This is a genomic window from Nocardioides sp. WG-D5, assembly GCF_054031175.1.
Window position 1 is genome coordinate 3,787,730 of record NZ_CM132928.1, and the last position, 18,975, is coordinate 3,806,704.

The following is an 18,975-nucleotide window of genomic DNA, read 5'->3' on the forward strand; positions in this document are numbered from 1 at the left end:
GATGTCAATAGAATGGTCGGCATGAGCCAACGGACGCGTCTGACGCCCGAGCAGCGCCGCGAGCAGCTGCTCGACCTGGGCATTCGCCTCTTCGCGCGCCACTCCCTCGACGAGATCTCGATCGACGTGGTGGCGCGTGAGGCCGGCATCTCGCGCGGGCTGCTCTACCACTACTTCGGCGACAAGATGGCCTTCCGTGAGGCGGTCGTACGCCGCGCCGCCGACGCCCTCGTCGCCCAGACCGCCCCGCCCTCGACGGGCGAGCCGGTCGAGCGCCTGCTGGCGTCCATGACGGCCTACGTCGACTTCGTCGACGCCAACTACGAGGGGTACGTCTCGATGGTCCGCGGCGCCGCGAGCGACCCGGTCCTGCGCGAGATCTACGACGAGGCCTTCTTGGCGTTGGGACTCCGGATCTTCGATGCCGGTGCCGACTTCGTCGAGGACACCCCCGCCGCGCGGCTGGTGGTGCGTGGCTGGCAGGCGATGTCGGAGGAGCTGGTGCTGTCCTGGAAGGCGGATCCCGCCGGGTTGTCGCGCGAGGAGCTGCTGGGGATGCTGGCCTCTTCGTTGCCGGTGCTGCTGGAGATGCTGCCGCGGAGCTCCGGGGTGGGTTCAGGCGAGCTGTAACACGTCGTTCGTAGGACTATCCGGTCGTTCTGATAGGGCGAGTAGTGCCACGAACGACGTGTTACCCGGGCGCCCGCACTCAGGAAGCGGTTACCCGGACCCAACCGATGGACGACCGACCGCGTCAGTAGGGCGTCGGGGGTTGGAACCGGAGGAGGAGACTGGTGAGTCGGGACGAGGAGTTCACCGCCTACGTCAGGGAGAGACGCGCGCACCTGTTCCGCGCGGCCTACCTGCTGTGCGGTGACGAGCATCGAGCCGAGGACATCGTGCAGCTGACGCTGTCGAAGGTGTACGCAGCGTGGCGAAAGGTGCAGAAGGCCGACAGCGTCGATGCCTACGTACGTCGGGTGCTCGTCAACAGTCACCTCGACGAAGGCCGCCGTCCGTGGCGGCGGGAGCGGTCGGGCGAGATCGCCGACCGCCCGGCGCCCGTCGGCCTCGGGGCCGAGGAGCTGGACGAGCTCTGGACCGCGCTGCGATCTCTTCCTGCAGGTCAGCGCCGGGTTGTGGTGCTTCGGCACTACTGGGGCCTGTCGGTCGAGGAGACGGCCGCCGACCTCGGGGTCAGCAGTGGGACGGTCAAGAGCCAGACCTCCGAGGCGCTGGCCAACCTGCGCCGCACCCTTCGCCCCGGCCACGCTGACTCCGACGCTGCCCGAGGAGGCCGGCGATGAACATCTTCGATGACGACACCCTGCTGCGCGACCGCCTCTACCGCATCGGTGCGGCCGCTCCGGTCCCGCTCGCGGACCCCGCCGAGGACGTACGCCGTGGCCGCCGCCGCGTGCTCCGGGCCCGCGTGGTCGCGACCGTCGGGACCGTGATGGCGGTCGGGATCATCGCCATCGCCGGGGTGGCGCTCCAGCCCGTGGTCACGGACCGGGCAACCGATCCGGCAGGGTCCCCGACCTCCCCCTCGACCTCGTCGGTGCGCCGGGCCGAGTCGGTCGCGCAGGCGTTGCCCAGCACGTTCGACCTGGCGATCAACGTGATGTTCGAGCGCGACGGCGACTTGGCAGGCGTCCCCGACGTCGTGATGAGGCCGTTGCGGGCGACGACCGATGAGTCCATCACGATCTGGACGGCGAAAGCGGAGCAGATCGACGCCGGCGGTGACCAGGAGCTCGCGGATGTCCTCGCGAGGATCAAGCGGTCGTTGGACGGCATGGCGCAGACGCGATCGGACATCCGTGACACGGGCCAGGCCCAGGTGCTGGCGGAGGCCGCCTACGGGGCGCTCGCCGACGATCTCTTCTCGCTCGCGACGCTCGTGCCGTCGGTCGGCGACGCCGAGATCGACACTGAGATCGAAGCGCTCGGCGCCATTCGTCCGGCGTTCCGGTCGTTGGGCGAGGAGCGGGCCATCATGATGGAGGCGCTCACGAAGCGCCGGCACTCGCAGGCGGCGGGTATGTCGGCCGAACCCATCAGCGAGGAAGACCTCGCCGCGCTCGCCTCGGCCGAGGCGACGTGGCGTCGGTCGCTCGCGGACTTCTACACGGCGGCCTCGGAGCGTCAGCGCGAGACCCTCGACGGGATCACCGTCAACACCGCGACCGAGGGAGCCATCGGGGTCCCGGCGCACCGGGTGGTCAACCAGATCCTGTCCACCGGCAGCCTGGACCGGGTCACGCTCACGCCGGACGCTTACACGGGGTCCTGCACCGAGCTGATCCGTGGGCTGCAGAAGCTGTTCGTCGCCGCGGCGAACGAGATCATCGACGATCTCGCAGCGCTCGACGGCTAGCGAACAAGTAACACGTCGTTCGACGTACTTTCCGGTCGCTCTCACCGGGCGACCAGTACGTCGAACGACGTGTTACAGGGCGGCTCGGCTCTACTCGGAGACGGCCGCCTCGAGCTGGTCGAGGGCCCAGTGGAGGTCGTCCTCGGCGATCACCAGGGGCGGGGCGAGGCGGATGGTGGAGCCGTGGGTGTCCTTGGCGAGCACGCCGCGGGCGAGGAGGCGCTCGCAGATCTCGCGACCGGTGCCGACGGCCGGGTCGATGTCGACGCCGGCCCACAGGCCGCGGGAGCGGAAGCCGACGATGCCCTTGCCGACCATCGCCATCAGCCGGTCGCGCAGGACCTGGCCGAGGGCCTCGGCGCGGGCCTGGAACTCGCCGGTCTCGAGCAGCTCGATGACGGCGGTGCCGACGGCGCAGGCGAGCGGGTTGCCACCGAAGGTGGAACCGTGCTGGCCGGGGCCGATGACGCCGAGCACGTCGCGATCGGCGACGACGGCCGAGACCGGGACGATGCCGCCGCCGAGCGCCTTGCCGAGGATGTACATGTCCGGCTTCACGCCGGCGTGGTCGCAGGCGAAGGTGTAGCCGGTGCGGCCGAGGCCGGCCTGGATCTCGTCGGCGGCGAAGAGCACGTTCTCGCGGGTGCAGACCTCGCGCAGCCCGATCAGGAAGTCGTCGCCGGGGATGACCACGCCGGACTCGCCCTGGATCGGCTCGACAAGCACGGCCACCGTGTTGGGGGTGATGGCGGCCTCGATCGCGGCCAGGTCGGCGTACGGAACCATCACGAAGCCGGGGGCGAACGGGCCGAAGCCGTCGCGGGCGTCGGCATCGTCGGAGAAGCCGACGATCGTGGTGGTGCGGCCGTGGAAGTTGCCGGCCATCACGATGATCTCGGCCTGGTCGGCGGGGACGCCCTTCACGTCGTAGCCCCACTTGCGGGCGACCTTGATGGCGGTCTCGACGGCCTCGGCGCCGGTGTTCATCGGGAGCACCATGTCCTTGCCGCACATCGCGGCCAGGCGGGCGGTGAACTCGGCGAACTGGTCGTGCACGAAGGCACGCGAGGTCAGGGTGACCTTGTCGAGCTGCTCACGGGCGGCGGACAGCAGTGCGGGGTGGCCGTGACCGAAGTTCAGCGCGCTGTAGCCGGCCAGCATGTCGAGGCAGCGGCGACCGTCGACGTCGGTCACCCAGGCGCCCTCGGCGTGGCTGATCACCACCTCGAGCGGGTGGTAGTTGTGCGCGGAGTGCGCCTCGGCGGCAGCGAAGGCGGCGGGGGTCAGGCTGGTCGCAACGGTGTCCTGAGCTTCGTTGAGCAGGGTCATCGCACTCCTCCATCTCGTGGGGCGTTCTGGGTGATCTGAGCCAAGATCATCTGATTGTCAGACAATCCTACGATCAGGCTACGCCAGATGCCTCATCGCTGTCGCCGGGTCGGTGACGCGGCAGCAAATACCGGTGCGGAGGGCGTGCGCCCCGGGGTATATGTTCCGTCAGCCATCTCGGCCCGCTTCGCGTTCTCTGGCAGCGAAGCAACCCCAAGACCATCTCGGGCAAGAGACTCGGAGGAACCACAGATGCGCGTACGCGCACTGGTGGCGGCTGCTGCCGTCGCCCTGATCGTGCCGGCGGTGCCGGCCTTCGCGACGGAGACCCCGTCCACCACGGACCCGTCGGAGACGGCGAGCGTCGAGACGACCCCGGCCGACTCGCAGCCCGCTCCCGAAACGGAGACCGAGACGGGCACCGAGGCGGACACCGTGACGGAGCCGGAGACCCAGCCCGAGGCCCAGCCCGAGACCCAGCCGGAGGCCCAGGCCGAGACCCAGCCCGGTGCTGAGGCGGAGCCTCCCGCGGCAGGCGTGGCGGAGGAGCCCGCGGCCGCCGTCGTGACCACTGTCGTCATCACCGTTCCCGCCACCGCCCCGGCCGGGGGCGCGACGTTCCCCGTGACGTACGACGTGGAGAACGTGGAGGCGCTCGGGGCCAACCCGGTGGCCAACTGGACGATCACCGGCTCGAACGGTGCTTCGCCGAGCGGCCCGCAGTCGGCGCCGATCACGCTCGACGCCGACGGTGTCGGGACGGTCCAGGCGACGATGCCGACCGCGACCGACACCTACCGGCTCACCGGGTTCGTCGAGGGCGAGAGCGGCGCGACCGACTCCGTCACCGTCGAGCTCGGGTCCGTCGACGCCACCAAGCCGGTCGTCACCCTGAGCCGCAGCCTGACGACCTTCTACCCCTACCCGGACGGCTACCGCGACACCGTCACGGCGAAGATGACCGTCAATGAGACCGTCGGCTACACCGCCAAGGTGGTCACCGCCGGCGGCACGCTGGTGCGCACCCTGGGCTCGTCGACGAGCTTCACCGGCACCACCTCCTACACCTGGAACGGCAACAACAACGCCGGCACCCGGGTCTCCGGCACCTTCTACGTCCGCATCGAGGCCAAGGACAAGGCCGGCAACGTCACCACTGCCCAGATCTCGGTCGCCGCGTCCGCCAAGAAGCTGACCTGGAAGACCTACAGCCGGACGCTCACCGCCGCGGACGCCCTCAACTACAAGTACGTCGGCTCCTGCTCGACCCTCAAGGCGCCCGCTCGCAGCGACTGGGCCGAGTCGCGCGGCCTGCGGTCGAACGTACGCTGCAAGGCCCCCGGCGACAGCGCGAAGGCCACCGTCTACACCGAGAACGTCAAGTGCCTGCCGAAGTCGGTCGACGGCAACTACCGCAACCTGACGCTCAAGCACTACGGCGGCCGTCCCAAGGGCTACACGAAGAACGTCTACGTGATCACCACCGTCCTGCGCCCGTCCGACTGGTCCTCGCGTCAGATCCACCAGTTCGGCAACTCGGTCAAGTGGAAGACGATGGCGTCCGTCGCCTTGCCCAACAGCCTGATCCAGAGCCGCACCTCGACCCAGTACTGCCCCGCCGTGTGGTGGACCGCCGGCCTCAACTCGAGCTCGCGCTACGACATCTGGAAGTACTCGGTCGGCATCCAGTACCGCGTGCTGGCGTGACCATGACGCGCACGCTGATGCTCTCCGTCGCCGCGGCGGTGCTGGTCGCCGGCGGTGCGTTCGGTGGCGCCCTCGCCCTCTCGGGCGAGGACGAGCCGCAGCGCCCGGCCGTCGAGAAGGAGCAGCCGGCACCGGCCGGCCCCCAGGAGCGTCCGGAGCAGGATCCGGAGGAGGTCGCCGACCTCTACGCCCCCGAGGGTGAGGTCGGCGTCGACCAATAGCTGACTGCAAGACGGAAAAAGACGTACGCCGCCGGGGCGAGGCTCCGGCGGCGTACGTCCTGCTTTTCATCGAAGCCAAAGGTCTCGCACAGCCTCACCACAGGAACCCGGCGGACTCTGGAAACATGAGCGACAAGAGTACGGGCGACCAGGCCCCCGAACCGGTGGAGCCGACGGTCGAGCAGCCGGCCGCCGAGCAGGCCCCCGCCGAGCAGCCTCCTGCGCCGCAGGCTCCCGCAGCGCAGCCCGCGCCGGTGGCGTACGCGCCGCCTGCCTACGGTCCTCCGACCGCGGCACCGGTGGCCGCGCCGGCACCGAGGAAGAAGCTCTCCGACCGGGTCTTCGGCTGGAAGAGCGTCGCGGTCGCGGCGGCCGCCGGACTCGTCCTCGGTGGCGGCGTCGCCACCGGGGTCGTCGCCGCCGTCGCCGACGGTGGTTCCGACCGGGGCCCGCGGGAGCTGGGCCAGATGCGCGGCGGCGGCGAGATGCCCTACGGCCAGCCGCCCGACTTCGGTCAGGACGGCCGTGGTCCGGGCGGTTTCGGCCAGCCCCAGGACCAGTTCGGACGGTCCTTCCCGGGCCAGTCGAGCTGACCCGCCCCAAGAACGCGTACGCCGCCAGGCTCCCCGACCGGCGGCGTACGTCTTGATTTGTCTCCGCTGCGCGGGGACTCGTAACCTTGTGAGGTCGTGACTCCTGCCGCGTCCTGATCCAGGTTCGATGAGAACCGTCGCACGGTCAGGGGCGCAGATCCGGATGACTGCCGCTGGACTTCCAGCGGCGGGGCAAGCCGGGCCGTGTTCGTCAGAAGCCACGCAGCAACATCCCGCCTCCTGCACCCGCTGGGCGGGCACTACGAACTAAGAAGGCACACGTGCGTACTTACGCTCCCAAGCCGGGCGACATCGAGCGCGCCTGGCTCGTGATCGACGCGACCGACGTCCGTCTCGGCCGCCTCGCTGTCCAGGTCGCCGAGCTCCTCCGCGGCAAGCACAAGGCGATCTTCGCGCCCAACGCGGACACCGGCGACTTCGTCATCGTGATCAACGCCGAGAAGGTCTCCCTCTCCGGCAACAAGAAGACCACCAAGCTGGCTTACCGTCACTCGGGCTACCCGGGCGGTCTGACGGCCACCCCGATCGGTGAGGTCCTGGACAAGGACGCTCGCAAGGCGATCGAGAAGGCGGTGTGGGGCATGCTGCCGAAGAACAAGCTCGGCCGCCAGATGCTCAAGAAGCTGAAGGTCTACTCCGGCCCTGAGCACCCGCACGCCGCGCAGCAGGCCGTTCCGTTCGAGATCAAGCAGATCGCCCAGTGAGCCAGGACCAGAACATGACTGAGAACACCGTAGAGGTCGAGGAGACCTTCGAGACCGACGAGCAGGGCCTCGCGTACACCTCCGAGAGCGCCCCGTCCGCCGACACCCCCGAGCGCCCGGCGACCATCGCCCCGGCCGCCGCCACCGGCCGCCGCAAGGAGGCCGTCGCCCGCGTCCGGATCGTCCCGGGCACCGGCGCGTGGACCATCAACGGTCGCACCATCGAGGACTATTTCCCGAACAAGCTGCACCAGCAGGTCGCGAACGAGCCGTTCGTCGCGCTGCAGCTCGAGGGTCGCTTCGACGTGATCGCCCGCATCGACGGCGGCGGCATCGCCGGTCAGGCCGGCGCGCTGCGTCTCGGCGTGGCCCGTGCGCTGAACGACGTCGACGTCGAGGCCAACCGCCCGACCCTGAAGAAGGCCGGTCTGCTGACCCGCGACGCCCGCGTCGTGGAGCGGAAGAAGGCCGGTCTCAAGAAGGCCCGCAAGGCCTCGCAGTTCAGCAAGCGCTGATCGCCCTCGCGATCGCCTAGCATTGTTGGGGTGCCTCGGCTCGCCGAGGCACCCCGACTCATTTTCGGGCGGGGGCCGACGTACGAAAGAAGGTCACACGGACGTGGCACGCCTTTTCGGCACTGACGGAGTTCGCGGTCTCGCGAACGGCGAGGTCCTCACGGCCTCGCTCGCCCAGAACCTGGCGACCTCTGCAGCACTGGTCCTCACCGAGGAGCTTCGCGGCTCCGGCAGCGGACGCAAGCCGCTGGCGGTCATCGGCAACGACTCGCGCGTCTCGGGACAGTTCCTGCAGGCGACGGTCGCCGGCGGTCTGGCCTCGGCCGGCTGCGACGTGATCGAGGTCGGCGTGCTGCCGACGCCCGGGGTCGCCTACCTGACCGCGGCGCTGCAGGCCGACCTCGGCGTGGTCATCTCGGCCTCGCACAACCCGATGCCCGACAACGGCATCAAGTTCCTCCAGCGCGGCGGGCACAAGCTCGACGACATCCTCGAGGACCGGATCGAGGCACACCTCGACGAGCCCTGGGACCGCCCGACCGGCGCGTCAGTGGGGCGGATCTCGTCCCACGAGAACCCCGTGGAGATGTACGCAGCCCACCTGGTCTCCACGCTCGAGCGGCGCCTCGACGGGCTGACCGTCGTCGTCGACTGCGCCAACGGTGCCGCTGCGGCCGCCGGGCCGCTGGCCCTGGACCAGGCCGGCGCGAAGGTGATCGCGATCAACGACACCAACGACGGCCTCTCGATCAACGACGGCGTCGGCTCGACCCACCCGGAGATGCTCCAGAAGGCTGTCGTCGAGCACGGTGCCGACGTCGGCTTCGCCTGGGACGGCGACGCCGACCGTTGCCTGGCCGTCGACGCCCAGGGCAACCTGGTCGACGGCGACCAGCTCATCGCGATCCTCGCCCTCGGGCTCCACGACGCCGGCCGGCTCCCGGACGACACCGTGGTCGTCACCGTGATGAGCAACCTCGGCTTCGTGAAGGCGATGGACGCCGCCGGCGTCCGCGTGAAGCAGACCGCCGTGGGCGACCGCTACGTGCTCGAGGAGATGCGCCGCGGCGGCTACGCCATCGGCGGCGAGCAGTCCGGCCACATCATCATGAGCGAGCACGCCACCACCGGCGACGGCATCCTCACCGCGTTGCACGTCCTGCAGCGGATGACCGACACCGGGCGTACGCTCGCCGACCTCGCCTCCGTCGTCACCCGGCTCCCGCAGGTCCTGCTCAACGTCAAGGGCGTCGACAAGGCCCGCTGCAAGAGCGACGACGGGCTCCTCGAGGCCGTCGCCGCCGAGGAGAAGGCCCTCGCCGGCTCGGGGCGCATCCTGCTGCGTCCTTCCGGCACCGAGAACCTCGTGCGTGTCATGGTCGAGGCTCCCAGCCACCACGAGGCCGAGGCGTGTGCCGAGCGGCTCGCGGACGTGGTCCGGTCCCGCCTGGCGCTCTAGTTTCCACCGCTGGTCGAGCCGCGAGGCCGCCTGCGGCCGAGCGTGTCGAGACCAACACAGTCCTGTCGAGCGCCGAGGGGACTGCGTTGGTCTCGACACGGGTTCGTTCGTTCCTCACGAACCCGGCTCGACCGACGGGGCGAATCAGATCTTGCGCAGGCGTACGTAGCGGACCGAGTGGTCGCTGTCCTTGCGCAGGACGAGGGTGGCGCGGGAGCGGGTCGGGAGGACGTTCTCGCGGAGGTTGGGGCCGTTGATCTCGTTCCAGATCTCGGTGGCGCGGGTGACGGCCTCGTCGTGCGACAGGGCCGCATATTTCGTGAAGTAGGACGACGGGTCGCGGAAGGCGGTCTCGCGCAGTCGGAGGAAGCGGTCGACGTACCACTGCTTGATGTCGCGCGACCCGGCATCGACGTAGACGGAGAAGTCGAAGAAGTCCGAGAGGGCCAGCGAGATGGTGCCGTCGGCGCGGACCCGGGAGGGCTGCAGGACGTTGAGCCCCTCGAGGATCACGATGTCCGGCTTCTTGACGGTCACGGTCTGGTCGGTGACGTCGTAGGTCAGGTGTGAGTAGATCGGCGCGCGCACCTCGTCCTCACCCGACTTGAGGTCGACGAGGAAGCGGAGCAGCGCCTTGCGGTCGTAGGACTCCGGGAAGCCCTTGCGCTCCATCAGGCCGCGCCGCTCGAGCTCGGCGTTGGGGTAGAGGAACCCGTCGGTGGTGACCAGGGCGACGTTGGGGTGCTCGGGCCAGTGGGCGAGCATCTGCTGGAGCACACGCGCGGTGGTCGACTTGCCGACCGCGACGGACCCGGCGACGCCGATGACGAAGGGCGTACGCTCCGGCATCGTCTTGCCGAGGAACAGCTCCTGCTGGTCGTGGAGCTTGGCCGAGGCGCTCACGTAGAGGCTGAGCAGGCGGCTCAGCGGCAGGTAGACCTCCTCGACCTCCTTGAGGTCTATCTGGTCGCCCAGGCCACGCAGCGACTCGATCTCGGCCTCGGTCAGCGGACTCTCGGTCTCGGTCGCGAGCTCGGCCCACGCGCTACGGTCGAGCTCGACGTAGGGCGAGGAGCCGCGGTCATCGCCGTGTGGCCCGGGGTGTGACATGGCAACGATTGTTACGCACACGCACCGCCACTTCCTTATGGGGCCCACGAGAGCCGTAGGATCATCCGCCATGTGCGGCATCGTTGGGTACGTCGGAGACCGGTCGGCGCAGGACGTCGTGATCGATGGCCTGAGGCGGTTGGAGTACCGCGGCTATGACTCGGCCGGGATCGCTCTGGTCGCGGACCGGAAGCTGGCCGTGGACAAGAAGGCCGGCAAGCTCGCCAACCTGGAGAAGGCGATCGCGGACACGCCGCTGCCGGCGGCGACGACCGGGATCGGCCACACCCGCTGGGCCACCCACGGTGGACCGACCGACGGCAACGCGCACCCGCACGTCGGCCGCACCGGGCGCGTCGCGGTCGTCCACAACGGGATCATCGAGAACTTCGCCGAGCTGCGGGCCTCCCTGGAGACCGACGGGCACGAGTTCGCCTCGCAGACCGACACCGAGGTGGCCGCCCACCTGCTCGAGCGCGAGGTCGTCGGCGGAGCCGACCTGACCATCGCGATGCAGAAGGTCTGCTCGGTCCTGGAGGGCGCCTTCACCTTCGTCGCGGTCGACGCCGAGGACCCGTCCCGGGTCGTCGCCGCCCGCCGCAACAGCCCGCTCGTGGTCGGCCTGGGCGAGGGGGAGTCGTTCCTCGGCTCCGACGTCGCCGCGTTCATCGAGCACACCCGCGAGGCGCTCGAGCTCGACCAGGACCAGGTCGTCACGATCACCCGCGAGGGCGCGACGGTCACCAACTTCGACGGCACTCCTGCCGAGGGCCGCCGCTTCCATGTCGACTGGGACCTGGCCGCCGCCGAGAAGGACGGCCACGACTGGTTCATGCGCAAGGAGATCCTCGAGCAGCCTCGTGCTGTCGCCGACTCGCTGCTGGGGCGGCGTACGCCTTCGGGGTCGCTCCACCTCGACGAGATGCGGCTCGACGACGACGAGCTGCGTGAGGTCACCAAGATCATCATCATCGCCGCGGGGACGTCGTTCTACGCGGGCATGGTCGCGAAGTACGCCATCGAGCACTGGTGCCGGATCTCGGTCGAGGTGGAGCTGGCCTCCGAGTTCCGCTACCGCGACCCGATCCTCGACAACTCCACCCTGGTGGTGGCGATCTCGCAGTCCGGCGAGACCGCCGACACGCTGCAGGCGATCCGGCACGCGCGCTCGCAGCGCTCCAAGGTGCTGGCGATCTGCAACACCAACGGCTCCACGATCCCGCGCGAGTCCGACGCGGTCATCTACACCCACGCCGGCCCGGAGATCGGGGTCGCCTCGACCAAGGGGTACGTCACCCAGCTGGTCGCCTGCTACCTGCTCGCGCTCTACCTGGCCCAGGTCAAGGGCACGATGTACGGCGACGAGATCGACGGCGTGATGACCCAGCTCGAGGCGATGCCCTCGGCTGTGGAGAAGGTGCTCGAGACCGCGCCGCAGGTCTACGACCTGGCGCGTGAGTACGCCGACCGCCGGGCCTTCCTGTTCCTGGGTCGCCACGCCGGCTACCCGGTCGCTCTGGAGGGAGCGCTCAAGCTCAAGGAGCTCGCCTACCTGCACGCCGAGGGCTTCGCGGCCGGCGAGCTCAAGCACGGCCCGATCGCGCTGGTCGAGGAGGGCCTGCCGATCTGGTGCATCGTGCCGCCGCGCGGCCGCGACTTCCTCCACGACAAGATGCGCTCGGGGATCATGGAGGTGCGGGCCCGCGGCGCCCGCACGATCGCGCTGGTCGAGGAGGGCGACGACTCGGTCGACTCGGTCTCCGACACGATCATCCGGCTGCCGAAGGTGCCGGTCCTCCTGCAGCCTCTCGTCGCGGTCGTACCGCTGCAGCTCTTCGCCTGCCAGCTCGCCACCGAGCTCGGCTACGACGTCGACCAGCCGCGCAACCTCGCCAAGTCGGTCACGGTCGAGTGATGGCGCTGCGCTGATGGCCGTCATCGGAGTCGGGATCGACGTCTGCGACCTGGCGCGCTTCGAGGAGTCGCTGGAGCGTACGCCGCGGCTGCGTGAGCGCCTGTTCACCCCCGCCGAGGCGGGCAAGCCGATGGCCTCCCTGGCCGCCCGGTTCGCCGCCAAGGAGGCGCTCGCCAAGGCGCTCGGCGCACCGCAGGGGATGGAGTGGCACGACGCCGAGGTGATCTCGGAGTCGTCGGGGCAGCCGCGGTTCGAGCTCCGCGGCACGGTCCTGGCGCAGGCCACGAAGCTCGGCGTCGCCACCGTCCACCTCTCGCTCTCCCACGACGCCGGGATCGCCTCGGCGATGGTCGTCCTGGAGGACTGACGGGCTTGTTCGAGCCCTTCGGCCCGGCCCCGGCAGGGCTTCGGCGCGTAGGCTGGGGTCATGCGGCGTGCGCACTCGGTTGAGCAGGTCAGAGCGGCAGAGAAGGCCTTGATGGCGAGCCTGCCAGAAGGCGCCCTGATGCAGCGCGCGGCGGCCGGGTTGGCGTACGCGGTCATCGGTCACCTGGGCGGTGCCTACGGCCGCCGGGTCGTTCTGCTGGTCGGGAGCGGCGACAACGGCGGAGACGCGTTGTACGCAGGGGCGCTGCTCGCGCGTCGCGGCGCTCGGGTCGAGGCGTGGTTGCTGTCGGATCGGGCGCATGCGGGTGGGGTCGGTGCTCTGAAGGCGGCAGGGGGGACTGTTTCCTCTGGGGCGGTCATCTCGACAAGCTCGACCACCGGTGCGGATGTCGTCGTCGACGGGATCGTGGGGATCGGGGGGAAGCCCGGGCTCCGGCCGGAGGCCGAGGCGGCGCTGGAGATGCTCGCCGGTGTTCCGGTGGTCGCCGTCGACACGCCGAGCGGGGTCTGCGTCGATGCCGGGGAGGTCGACGGTGCGCACGTGACCGCCGACCTGACGGTCACCTTCGGCACCTACAAGCCGTGCCATCTGCTCGACCCGGCGGCCTCGGCCTGCGGGAAGGTCGAGCTGATCGACATCGGCCTCGACCTCCCGACGCCGGCCATCGAGAGCCTCGAGGCGGCCGACGTGGCCGCACTGGTACCGCGCCCGGCGCCGGACGTGCACAAGTACACCCGCGGCGTGGTCGGGCTGCGGGTCGGCAGCGCCACCTATCCCGGCGCCGCGCTGCTCGCCGTCGCCGGCGCCAACACGGGGCTCGCCGGGATGGTCCGCTACGTCGGGACCGCCTCGGAGTGGGTCAAGCGCCAGCACCCGGAGGTGGTCGGCGACGGACAGGCCCAGGCCTGGGTGGTCGGCTCGGGCAGCGCCGACGGGGCCAACAGCGCGCTCGCGTTCGCGCGGGCCAGCGGCGTACCTCTGGTCATCGACGCCGACAGCCTCCGGCCGTTGTCGGGGCCGCTCGGAGTGCCGGCGATCCTGACCCCGCACGCGGGCGAGCTGGCGACGCTGATCCGGGAGGACCGCGCCGACATCGAGGCCCGGCCGCTGCACTACGCACGGCTCGCGGCCCAGCGGTTCCACGCGGTGGTGCTGCTCAAGGGACGCCGCACCACGATCGCCTCGCCGGATCCCGACACGCCGGTACGCGTCAACACCACCGGCACCTCCTGGCTGGCCACCGCCGGGTCGGGCGACGTGCTCGGCGGGCTGATCGGCTCGCTCCTCGCCACCGGTCTCGCGCCCATCGACGCGGCCTCGGCCGGGGCCTGGCTGCACGGCGCGGCGGCGACGCTGGCGAGCGCCGGCGGGCCGGTCACCGCGAGCGGCGTCGCCGCGGCGATACCTGCCGTTATCCGATCCCTTCCTGCTGTCTGAAGTTAGCGGCAACTATCCTTGACAGCATGTCACCGAGCCCAGCGCCTCGGGCTCCGCTTCGGCGAGCCGAGATCGTCATCGACCTCGCCGCGATCCGCCACAACGTCTCGCGGCTGAAGGAGCACCTTCGTACGCCGATCATGACGGTGGTGAAGGCCGACGGCTACGGGCACGGCCTGGTCCAGGCCGGACGGGCCGCTCGCGAGGGCGGTGCCGACTGGCTCGGCGTGGCCTCGGCCGACGAGGCGCTCGCGCTGCGCGCCGCCGGCGACGAGGGCCGGCTGCTGGCCTGGCTGATCATGCCGAGCGAACCCGCCGAGGACCTCGTGGCCGCCGACATCGACGTCACCGCCTACACCGTCGCCGACCTGGAGAAGTTCGCCGCCGCCGGCGACGCCCTGGGCCGTACGCCGCGGGTGCAGCTCAAGGTGGACACCGGGCTCTCGCGGGGTGGTGCGGCCTTCGCCGACTGGGGCAACCTGGTCGCTCGGGCGCGGATCCTGGAGGCCGAGGGCGCGATCCGGGTCACCGGGATCTGGTCCCACTTCAGCGCGAGCGAGAACACCGCCGACCCGGCCAGCGCCCTCCAGGAGAAGGTCTTCGGCGAGGCGCTCGCGGTCGCCGAGGAGGCCGGTCTCCGGCCCGAGGTGCGCCACCTGGCCAACTCCGCGGGAGCGCTGCTGCGCCCCAGCGCACGCCTCGACCTGGTGCGGGTGGGGATCGCGACGTACGGCATCGACCCGGCGCCGGGCGTCGAGGGATCGCCGTGGGACGAGCTCGGACTCGTCCCGGCGATGACCGTGCGCGCCGAGCTGGCGCTGGTGAAGCAGATCGAGGCCGGTGCCGGCGTCTCCTACAACCACACCTGGGTGGCCGAGGAGCCGACCACCGTCGGGCTGATCCCGGTCGGCTACGCCGAGGGCATCCAGCGTCGTGCCGGGAACCGCGCGTCGGTGTGGGTGGACGGCGCGCGACGCCCCGTCCGCGGCACCGTCTGCATGGACCAGATCGTGGTCGATCTCGGCGACACCGCGGTCGAACCAGGTGCCGAGGTGGTTCTGTGGGGTACCGGCGCCGACGGCGGGCCGACCGCCCAGGACTGGGCCGAGGCGAGCGAGACCATCGCCTACGAGGTCGTCACCAGGATCGGAGGACGGATGAAGCGCCGTTACGTCGACACCGAGCAGACCGAACAGGGAGGCGACCAATGAGCATCGCAACACGGATCGGTCAGATCGCGGCAGGGACGTTGGGGGCTGCTGCGGTCGCTGCCGCGGCCCGCGGCGCGGTCGTGGTCAAGAAGCGCCGCCGCGCGATCGAGGAACGACCCGAGGACCGGACCCCGCTCGGCACACTGCGGTCCTGTCCGGTCACGGTGGTGACCTCCGACGGCGTACCTCTCCACGTCGAGGTCGACGAGGTCGACGCGGCGCACACCCACAACGGCGGGTCGAGCAACGTGACGCTCGTCTTCGTGCACGGCTACTGCCTCAACCTCGACTGCTGGCACTTCCAGCGCGCCGCCTACCGGGGCCTGGTGCGGTCGGTCTTCTACGACCAGCGCAGCCACGGCCGCAGCGGCCGGTCCTCGCTCGGCAACGCCACGATCGACCAGCTCGGTGACGACCTGCTCCGGGTGCTGGACGCGGTCGTGCCGGAGGGTCCGGTGATCCTGGTCGGCCACTCGATGGGCGGAATGACGATCGCCGCGCTCGCCGAGGACCACCCCGAGCTGTTCGCTCCCTACGACGAGGGTGGCCGCATCATCGGCGCCGCCCTGATCTCGACGACCGCCGGTGGTCTGGATCCGAGCCGGCTGCTGATCCCGGTGCTCCCGGCCAAGTTGTCCGGCGGGATCGCCAACAGCACCATGCGTACGCTGGCCCGCGGGCACGGTATCGTCGACCGGTTCCGCGCCATGGGGTCCTCGGTGGCGACCGTCTTCACCGACGTGTTCGCCTTCGGGGACGAGGTGCCCGAGGCGTACGTCGAGTTCGTCGACGGGCTGCTCTCGCAGACGCCGTTCGAGGTGGTCGCGGAGTTCTTCCCGAGCTTCCGCGCGCTGGACAAGTTCTCGTCGATCACCACGCTCGGCCGGGTGCCGACCACGGTCATCTGCGGCACCGCGGACCGGCTCACCTCGATCGGCCACAGCCGCAAGCTGCACTCCTACATCCCCGGCTCGCGGCTGGTGGAGTGCGAGAACGCCGGTCACATGGTCATCCTCGAGCGGCACGGTCAGGTCAACGCCGAGCTCGACCAGCTGCTCGCCTCGGCAACCCGGGATGCGGCATCGGCATGACGCTCGACTTCGAGCGGGTCGGGGCGGAGGCCGCGGCCGAGGTGCTCGCCATCGTCCGCACGGCCTTCTCCGCCCGCCGGGCCCTGGACCCGCCCGCCGATGCGCTCGGGGAGACCGAGGCGTCCATGAAGGAGCGCCTCTCCGGCTTCGGGGGCGTCCTGGCGCGGTTGGACGGGGTCGGGGTCGGGACCGTCGTGATGGATCCCGCCGACTCGACCATGTGGCTGCGTCGTTTCGCTGTTCTGCCTGATCAACAGGGTCATGGCGTGGCGCACAAGATGGTGACGTACGCCGCCGGGCTGGCGCGCTCCGAGGGTTTCGGCGATCTCGCGGTGATCGCTCGTGAGGAGCTGCCGGAGACGTTGCGATTCTGGGAGCGGCAAGGCTTTCGCGAGGTTTCGCGGGAATCGCCCGCGGTGCGGCTGCATCGTCCGCTGAACGAGCATGTCGTCGAGGCGCTCGACCCCGACGCGATGTTCGAGCTGGGCCGGCGGATGGCCGGTCTGCTCGCCGCCGGGGACGTACTCGTCCTCTCCGGCGGCCTCGGTGCCGGCAAGACCACCTTCACCAAGGGCCTCGGGGCGGGGCTGGGGGTGCGCGGTGAGATCACCTCGCCGACCTTCGTGATCGCCCGGGTGCATCCCTCGACGGTCGGCGGGCCCGAGCTCGTCCATGTCGACGCCTATCGGCTGGGCGGGATCGAGGAGCTCGACGACCTCGACCTGGACACCGATCTCGACGATGCGGTCACCGTCGTGGAGTGGGGTGAGGGCCTGGCCGAGGGGCTCTCCGAGTCGCGGCTGGAGATCCGGATCGTCCGAGCCGAGGCCGACGAGGCTCCGCTGGATCTGGTCGAGGCGCCCGACGGCGCCGATCCTCGGCGCGTGGAGATCGTTCCCGTCGGGGCCCGTTGGCGCGGCGTCGACCTGAGCGCGCTCTAGGGTGTGGTCGTGCTTCTCGCCTTTGACACCGCAACACCTCAGGTCACCGTGGCGCTCCACGACGGTGACGACGTCGTCGCCGAGCTCGCCTCCGACCGGACCATGAAGCACGGTGAGCAGCTCGCGCCGCTGATCTCCGACATCCTGGCGGCGGCCGGGATCGTACGTCAGGACCTTACCGCCATCGCCGTGGGCGCCGGTCCGGGGCCGTTCACCGGTCTCCGGGTCGGTCTGGTCACCGCCCGGACGCTCGGGTTCGCGCTGGATATCCCGGTCTACGCGGCCTGCACCCTGGACGTGCTCGCTGTGGAGGCCGTGGTCTCGACGAGCTCGACGACGAGGGACATCGAGGGCGGGTTCTTCGTGGCGACCGATGCGCGGCGCAAGGAGGTCTACCTGGCCTCCTACGACGCCGACGGCGTACGCCTCGAGGGACCTGTCGTCGCCCGCCCTGCCGACGTCGCCACCTCGATGCCGGTGGTCGGTGAGGGGGCGTTGCTCTACCCCGACGCGTTCCCGACGCCGCTCGGTCCGCAGCGTCCCTCCGCGGGTTGGCTGGCCCGTGCGGTGGCCGAGGAGCGGGTCGAGCTGATGGACCCTGAGCCGCTTTATCTGCGCCGGCCCGATGCGGTGGAGCAGGCTGCGCAGAAGAAGGCCCAGAAGAAGGCGCAGAAGAAGGTCTTGCAGTGACCGTACGCTCGGCGGGTCCGGACGACGTCGACGCGATCGCCGACCTCGAGGTCGAGGCGTTTCCCGACGACGCCTGGACGCCCGAGTACCTGCAGGTGGCGATCGAAGGCAAGATGCCCACCGTCCGGATCCTGGTCGCGGTCGATGACGCGGGGACGGTCGTCGGTCATGCGCTGATGAGCGTCGTCTACGAGATCGCCGAGCTCCAGCGGATCGCGACCGCCGAGGAGCAGCGTCGCCGCGGGATCGGTGGGTCGCTCCTCGCGGCGGCGATCGACCTCGCTCGGAGCGAGGGAGCCGAGCGACTTCTCCTCGAGGTGCGTGAGGGCAACGTCGCGGCCCTCCAGTTCTACGACCAGGCCGGGTTCGTCGAGATCGACCGTCGCGAGCGCTACTACCGCGACGGGGCGACGGGGATCGTGCTGGCGATGGAGCTCACGGGCCCGACGGCGACATCTGGCTGAGGCCGTGTCGGCTGAAATGTCGGTGGTCTGTGGTGCGATCAGTGTCATGGCCTTCAACCGCAGCGGTTTCGAATCGACGACAGCCGGCCTCGCCCTGGCGAGGACGATCGGGCGCGACGGCTTGCGTGCGCCCACCCTCAAAGTGGTTGCCGAGGAGGCGAACATGGCGGTGTCGACGCTGCACAAGTGGTTCGCCGGGCGGGAGAACATGCTGCCCCATGCCGCCGCGGGATTCGCCGGCATCTACTGGGAGGAGGTCGCTCGGCGCGTGAACCTACGGGGATGGGCCGGCTACCTGCCTTCGACTCGGGACGAGCTGTTCTTTCTCAGGGCCTGGCTGGGCATCGAGGAACTCGCTCGGACGAACGACGATGTCGGCGAGGCCGTCCGCTACCTGTGGCACAACGTCAGGTTCTGGCTCAGCAGCTCGATCGGCCGGGAACTCACCGACTACGAATCGGGTGGGCTGGTGATACTGCTCCGTGGGCTGTGGGACAGCCTCTGCTCCGCCGACCCGATCGAGCCTGATCTCGCGCAACGACTCTGGGCCGCCGCTTACTCAGCCCTTCATGACGATCTGGACAGCGCCCAAGCCGCCTGAGAGGCCGGGTCTTCGTCTGGGCGGTTCTCGGGGCGCTTCTCGGGCGGGCCCGTGAGTCCGGGCGAATGAAAGTTCTTTCGCGCGCCCGTGACGAACGAAAATTCATTCGCGCGCCTGTCACGAATGAAGGTTCGTTCACGTGTTGGTGGTGAATGAAGGTTCGTTCACGTGTTGGTGGTGAATGAAGGTTCGTTCACG

The 18,975-nt window shown here is 70.1% G+C and carries 20 protein-coding genes; 18 read left to right on the plus strand and 2 right to left on the minus strand.

Features of this window, described 5'->3' with window-relative positions:
• Positions 1 to 21: 21 nt before the first annotated feature.
• From ACWZJV_RS18415 to ACWZJV_RS18425, 3 genes are all read left to right on the plus strand, one after another.
• On the plus strand, positions 22 to 630 hold the full coding sequence (locus ACWZJV_RS18415) for a TetR/AcrR family transcriptional regulator (protein ID WP_196875560.1): 609 nt from the start codon (positions 22 to 24) through the stop codon (positions 628 to 630).
• A gap of 164 nt (positions 631 to 794) precedes the next feature.
• The gene (locus ACWZJV_RS18420; RefSeq protein WP_008362458.1) at positions 795 to 1,307 is read left to right on the plus strand and encodes a SigE family RNA polymerase sigma factor; all 513 of its coding nucleotides are present in this window, start codon (positions 795 to 797) and stop codon (positions 1,305 to 1,307) included.
• The gene (locus ACWZJV_RS18425) at positions 1,304 to 2,380 is read left to right on the plus strand and encodes a nitrate- and nitrite sensing domain-containing protein (RefSeq protein ID WP_457177714.1); all 1,077 of its coding nucleotides are present in this window, start codon (positions 1,304 to 1,306) and stop codon (positions 2,378 to 2,380) included. The genes ACWZJV_RS18420 and ACWZJV_RS18425 overlap by 4 nt, the downstream gene beginning before the upstream one ends.
• Before the next feature lie 90 nt (positions 2,381 to 2,470).
• On the opposite strand, the gene rocD is transcribed toward ACWZJV_RS18425, so the two are convergent.
• A complete protein-coding gene (rocD, locus tag ACWZJV_RS18430; protein WP_008362456.1) occupies positions 2,471 to 3,709 on the minus strand; it encodes an ornithine--oxo-acid transaminase in 1,239 nt (412 codons plus the stop codon).
• A 252-nt stretch (positions 3,710 to 3,961) separates the two neighbouring features.
• On the opposite strand from rocD, the gene ACWZJV_RS18435 reads away from it, so the two are divergent.
• The 6 genes from ACWZJV_RS18435 (at position 3,962) to glmM (ending at position 8,929) form a co-directional block, all read left to right on the plus strand.
• Entirely contained in the window at positions 3,962 to 5,416 is a 1,455-nt protein-coding gene (locus ACWZJV_RS18435) for a hypothetical protein (protein WP_457177715.1), read from the plus strand.
• Positions 5,413 to 5,637 (plus strand): hypothetical protein, encoded by a 225-nt coding sequence (locus ACWZJV_RS18440; protein WP_457177717.1) that lies wholly within the window; start codon positions 5,413 to 5,415, stop codon positions 5,635 to 5,637. The genes ACWZJV_RS18435 and ACWZJV_RS18440 overlap by 4 nt, the downstream gene beginning before the upstream one ends.
• A gap of 125 nt (positions 5,638 to 5,762) precedes the next feature.
• The gene (locus ACWZJV_RS18445; RefSeq protein WP_457177719.1) at positions 5,763 to 6,230 is read left to right on the plus strand and encodes a hypothetical protein; all 468 of its coding nucleotides are present in this window, start codon (positions 5,763 to 5,765) and stop codon (positions 6,228 to 6,230) included.
• Between the two features lie 281 nt (positions 6,231 to 6,511).
• Complete coding sequence (gene rplM, locus ACWZJV_RS18450; protein ID WP_008362447.1) at positions 6,512 to 6,955, plus strand: 50S ribosomal protein L13; 444 nt, start codon at positions 6,512 to 6,514, stop codon at positions 6,953 to 6,955.
• 14 nt (positions 6,956 to 6,969) lie between these two features.
• Complete coding sequence (gene rpsI, locus ACWZJV_RS18455; RefSeq protein WP_008362446.1) at positions 6,970 to 7,470, plus strand: 30S ribosomal protein S9; 501 nt, start codon at positions 6,970 to 6,972, stop codon at positions 7,468 to 7,470.
• A gap of 103 nt (positions 7,471 to 7,573) precedes the next feature.
• On the plus strand, positions 7,574 to 8,929 hold the full coding sequence (gene glmM / locus ACWZJV_RS18460; RefSeq protein ID WP_457177722.1) for a phosphoglucosamine mutase: 1,356 nt from the start codon (positions 7,574 to 7,576) through the stop codon (positions 8,927 to 8,929).
• Between the two features lie 144 nt (positions 8,930 to 9,073).
• Here glmM and coaA read toward each other — a convergent pair whose 3' ends face one another.
• On the minus strand, positions 9,074 to 10,039 hold the full coding sequence (coaA, locus tag ACWZJV_RS18465; protein WP_008362442.1) for a type I pantothenate kinase: 966 nt from the start codon (positions 10,037 to 10,039) through the stop codon (positions 9,074 to 9,076).
• 70 nt (positions 10,040 to 10,109) lie between these two features.
• Here coaA and glmS point away from each other — a divergent pair, with 70 nt between their 5' ends.
• The 9 genes from glmS to ACWZJV_RS18510 all read left to right on the plus strand — a co-directional run bounded on the left by glmS (position 10,110) and on the right by ACWZJV_RS18510 (position 18,777).
• Positions 10,110 to 11,954, plus strand: a complete 1,845-nt coding sequence (gene glmS, locus ACWZJV_RS18470) for a glutamine--fructose-6-phosphate transaminase (isomerizing) (RefSeq protein WP_008362441.1) — start codon at positions 10,110 to 10,112, stop codon at positions 11,952 to 11,954.
• 13 nt (positions 11,955 to 11,967) lie between these two features.
• Positions 11,968 to 12,321, plus strand: coding sequence for a holo-ACP synthase (locus tag ACWZJV_RS18475; protein ID WP_008362440.1), 354 nt, complete (start codon positions 11,968 to 11,970; stop codon positions 12,319 to 12,321).
• A gap of 111 nt (positions 12,322 to 12,432) precedes the next feature.
• Complete coding sequence (locus ACWZJV_RS18480) at positions 12,433 to 13,779, plus strand: NAD(P)H-hydrate epimerase (RefSeq protein ID WP_457177725.1); 1,347 nt, start codon at positions 12,433 to 12,435, stop codon at positions 13,777 to 13,779.
• A 26-nt stretch (positions 13,780 to 13,805) separates the two neighbouring features.
• A complete protein-coding gene (gene alr, locus ACWZJV_RS18485) occupies positions 13,806 to 14,990 on the plus strand; it encodes an alanine racemase (RefSeq protein ID WP_457177726.1) in 1,185 nt (394 codons plus the stop codon).
• Positions 14,987 to 16,081 carry an alpha/beta fold hydrolase gene (locus tag ACWZJV_RS18490; protein ID WP_008362438.1) on the plus strand — a complete coding sequence of 365 codons (1,095 nt, stop codon included), beginning with the start codon at positions 14,987 to 14,989 and terminating at the stop codon, positions 16,079 to 16,081. Before alr ends, ACWZJV_RS18490 begins: the two co-directional genes overlap by 4 nt.
• Positions 16,078 to 17,022 carry a tRNA (adenosine(37)-N6)-threonylcarbamoyltransferase complex ATPase subunit type 1 TsaE gene (tsaE, locus tag ACWZJV_RS18495; RefSeq protein ID WP_457177729.1) on the plus strand — a complete coding sequence of 315 codons (945 nt, stop codon included), beginning with the start codon at positions 16,078 to 16,080 and terminating at the stop codon, positions 17,020 to 17,022. Before ACWZJV_RS18490 ends, tsaE begins: the two co-directional genes overlap by 4 nt.
• A gap of 9 nt (positions 17,023 to 17,031) precedes the next feature.
• The gene (gene tsaB / locus ACWZJV_RS18500) at positions 17,032 to 17,712 is read left to right on the plus strand and encodes a tRNA (adenosine(37)-N6)-threonylcarbamoyltransferase complex dimerization subunit type 1 TsaB (protein ID WP_457177731.1); all 681 of its coding nucleotides are present in this window, start codon (positions 17,032 to 17,034) and stop codon (positions 17,710 to 17,712) included.
• Positions 17,709 to 18,176: a ribosomal protein S18-alanine N-acetyltransferase gene (rimI, locus tag ACWZJV_RS18505; protein ID WP_457177732.1), complete on the plus strand. Its 468-nt coding sequence runs from the start codon at positions 17,709 to 17,711 to the stop codon at positions 18,174 to 18,176. Before tsaB ends, rimI begins: the two co-directional genes overlap by 4 nt.
• 46 nt (positions 18,177 to 18,222) lie before the next feature.
• Positions 18,223 to 18,777 carry a hypothetical protein gene (locus tag ACWZJV_RS18510; protein ID WP_457177734.1) on the plus strand — a complete coding sequence of 185 codons (555 nt, stop codon included), beginning with the start codon at positions 18,223 to 18,225 and terminating at the stop codon, positions 18,775 to 18,777.
• Positions 18,778 to 18,975 lie beyond the last annotated feature (198 nt).

Coding starts and splice junctions, on each gene's coding strand:
- ACWZJV_RS18435 (WP_457177715.1), top strand. CDS start 3,962: ATGCGCGTACGCGCACTGGTGGCGGCTGCTGCCGTCGCCCTGATCGTG.
- ACWZJV_RS18445 (WP_457177719.1), top strand. CDS start 5,763: ATGAGCGACAAGAGTACGGGCGACCAGGCCCCCGAACCGGTGGAGCCG.
- ACWZJV_RS18425 (WP_457177714.1), top strand. CDS start 1,304: ATGAACATCTTCGATGACGACACCCTGCTGCGCGACCGCCTCTACCGC.
- ACWZJV_RS18480 (WP_457177725.1), top strand. CDS start 12,433: ATGGCGAGCCTGCCAGAAGGCGCCCTGATGCAGCGCGCGGCGGCCGGG.
- tsaE (WP_457177729.1), top strand. CDS start 16,078: ATGACGCTCGACTTCGAGCGGGTCGGGGCGGAGGCCGCGGCCGAGGTG.
- alr (WP_457177726.1), top strand. CDS start 13,806: ATGTCACCGAGCCCAGCGCCTCGGGCTCCGCTTCGGCGAGCCGAGATC.
- rocD (WP_008362456.1), bottom strand. CDS start 3,709: ATGACCCTGCTCAACGAAGCTCAGGACACCGTTGCGACCAGCCTGACC.
- glmS (WP_008362441.1), top strand. CDS start 10,110: ATGTGCGGCATCGTTGGGTACGTCGGAGACCGGTCGGCGCAGGACGTC.
- ACWZJV_RS18415 (WP_196875560.1), top strand. CDS start 22: ATGAGCCAACGGACGCGTCTGACGCCCGAGCAGCGCCGCGAGCAGCTG.
- ACWZJV_RS18490 (WP_008362438.1), top strand. CDS start 14,987: ATGAGCATCGCAACACGGATCGGTCAGATCGCGGCAGGGACGTTGGGG.
- coaA (WP_008362442.1), bottom strand. CDS start 10,039: ATGTCACACCCCGGGCCACACGGCGATGACCGCGGCTCCTCGCCCTAC.
- rpsI (WP_008362446.1), top strand. CDS start 6,970: ATGACTGAGAACACCGTAGAGGTCGAGGAGACCTTCGAGACCGACGAG.
- ACWZJV_RS18475 (WP_008362440.1), top strand. CDS start 11,968: ATGGCCGTCATCGGAGTCGGGATCGACGTCTGCGACCTGGCGCGCTTC.
- ACWZJV_RS18510 (WP_457177734.1), top strand. CDS start 18,223: ATGGCCTTCAACCGCAGCGGTTTCGAATCGACGACAGCCGGCCTCGCC.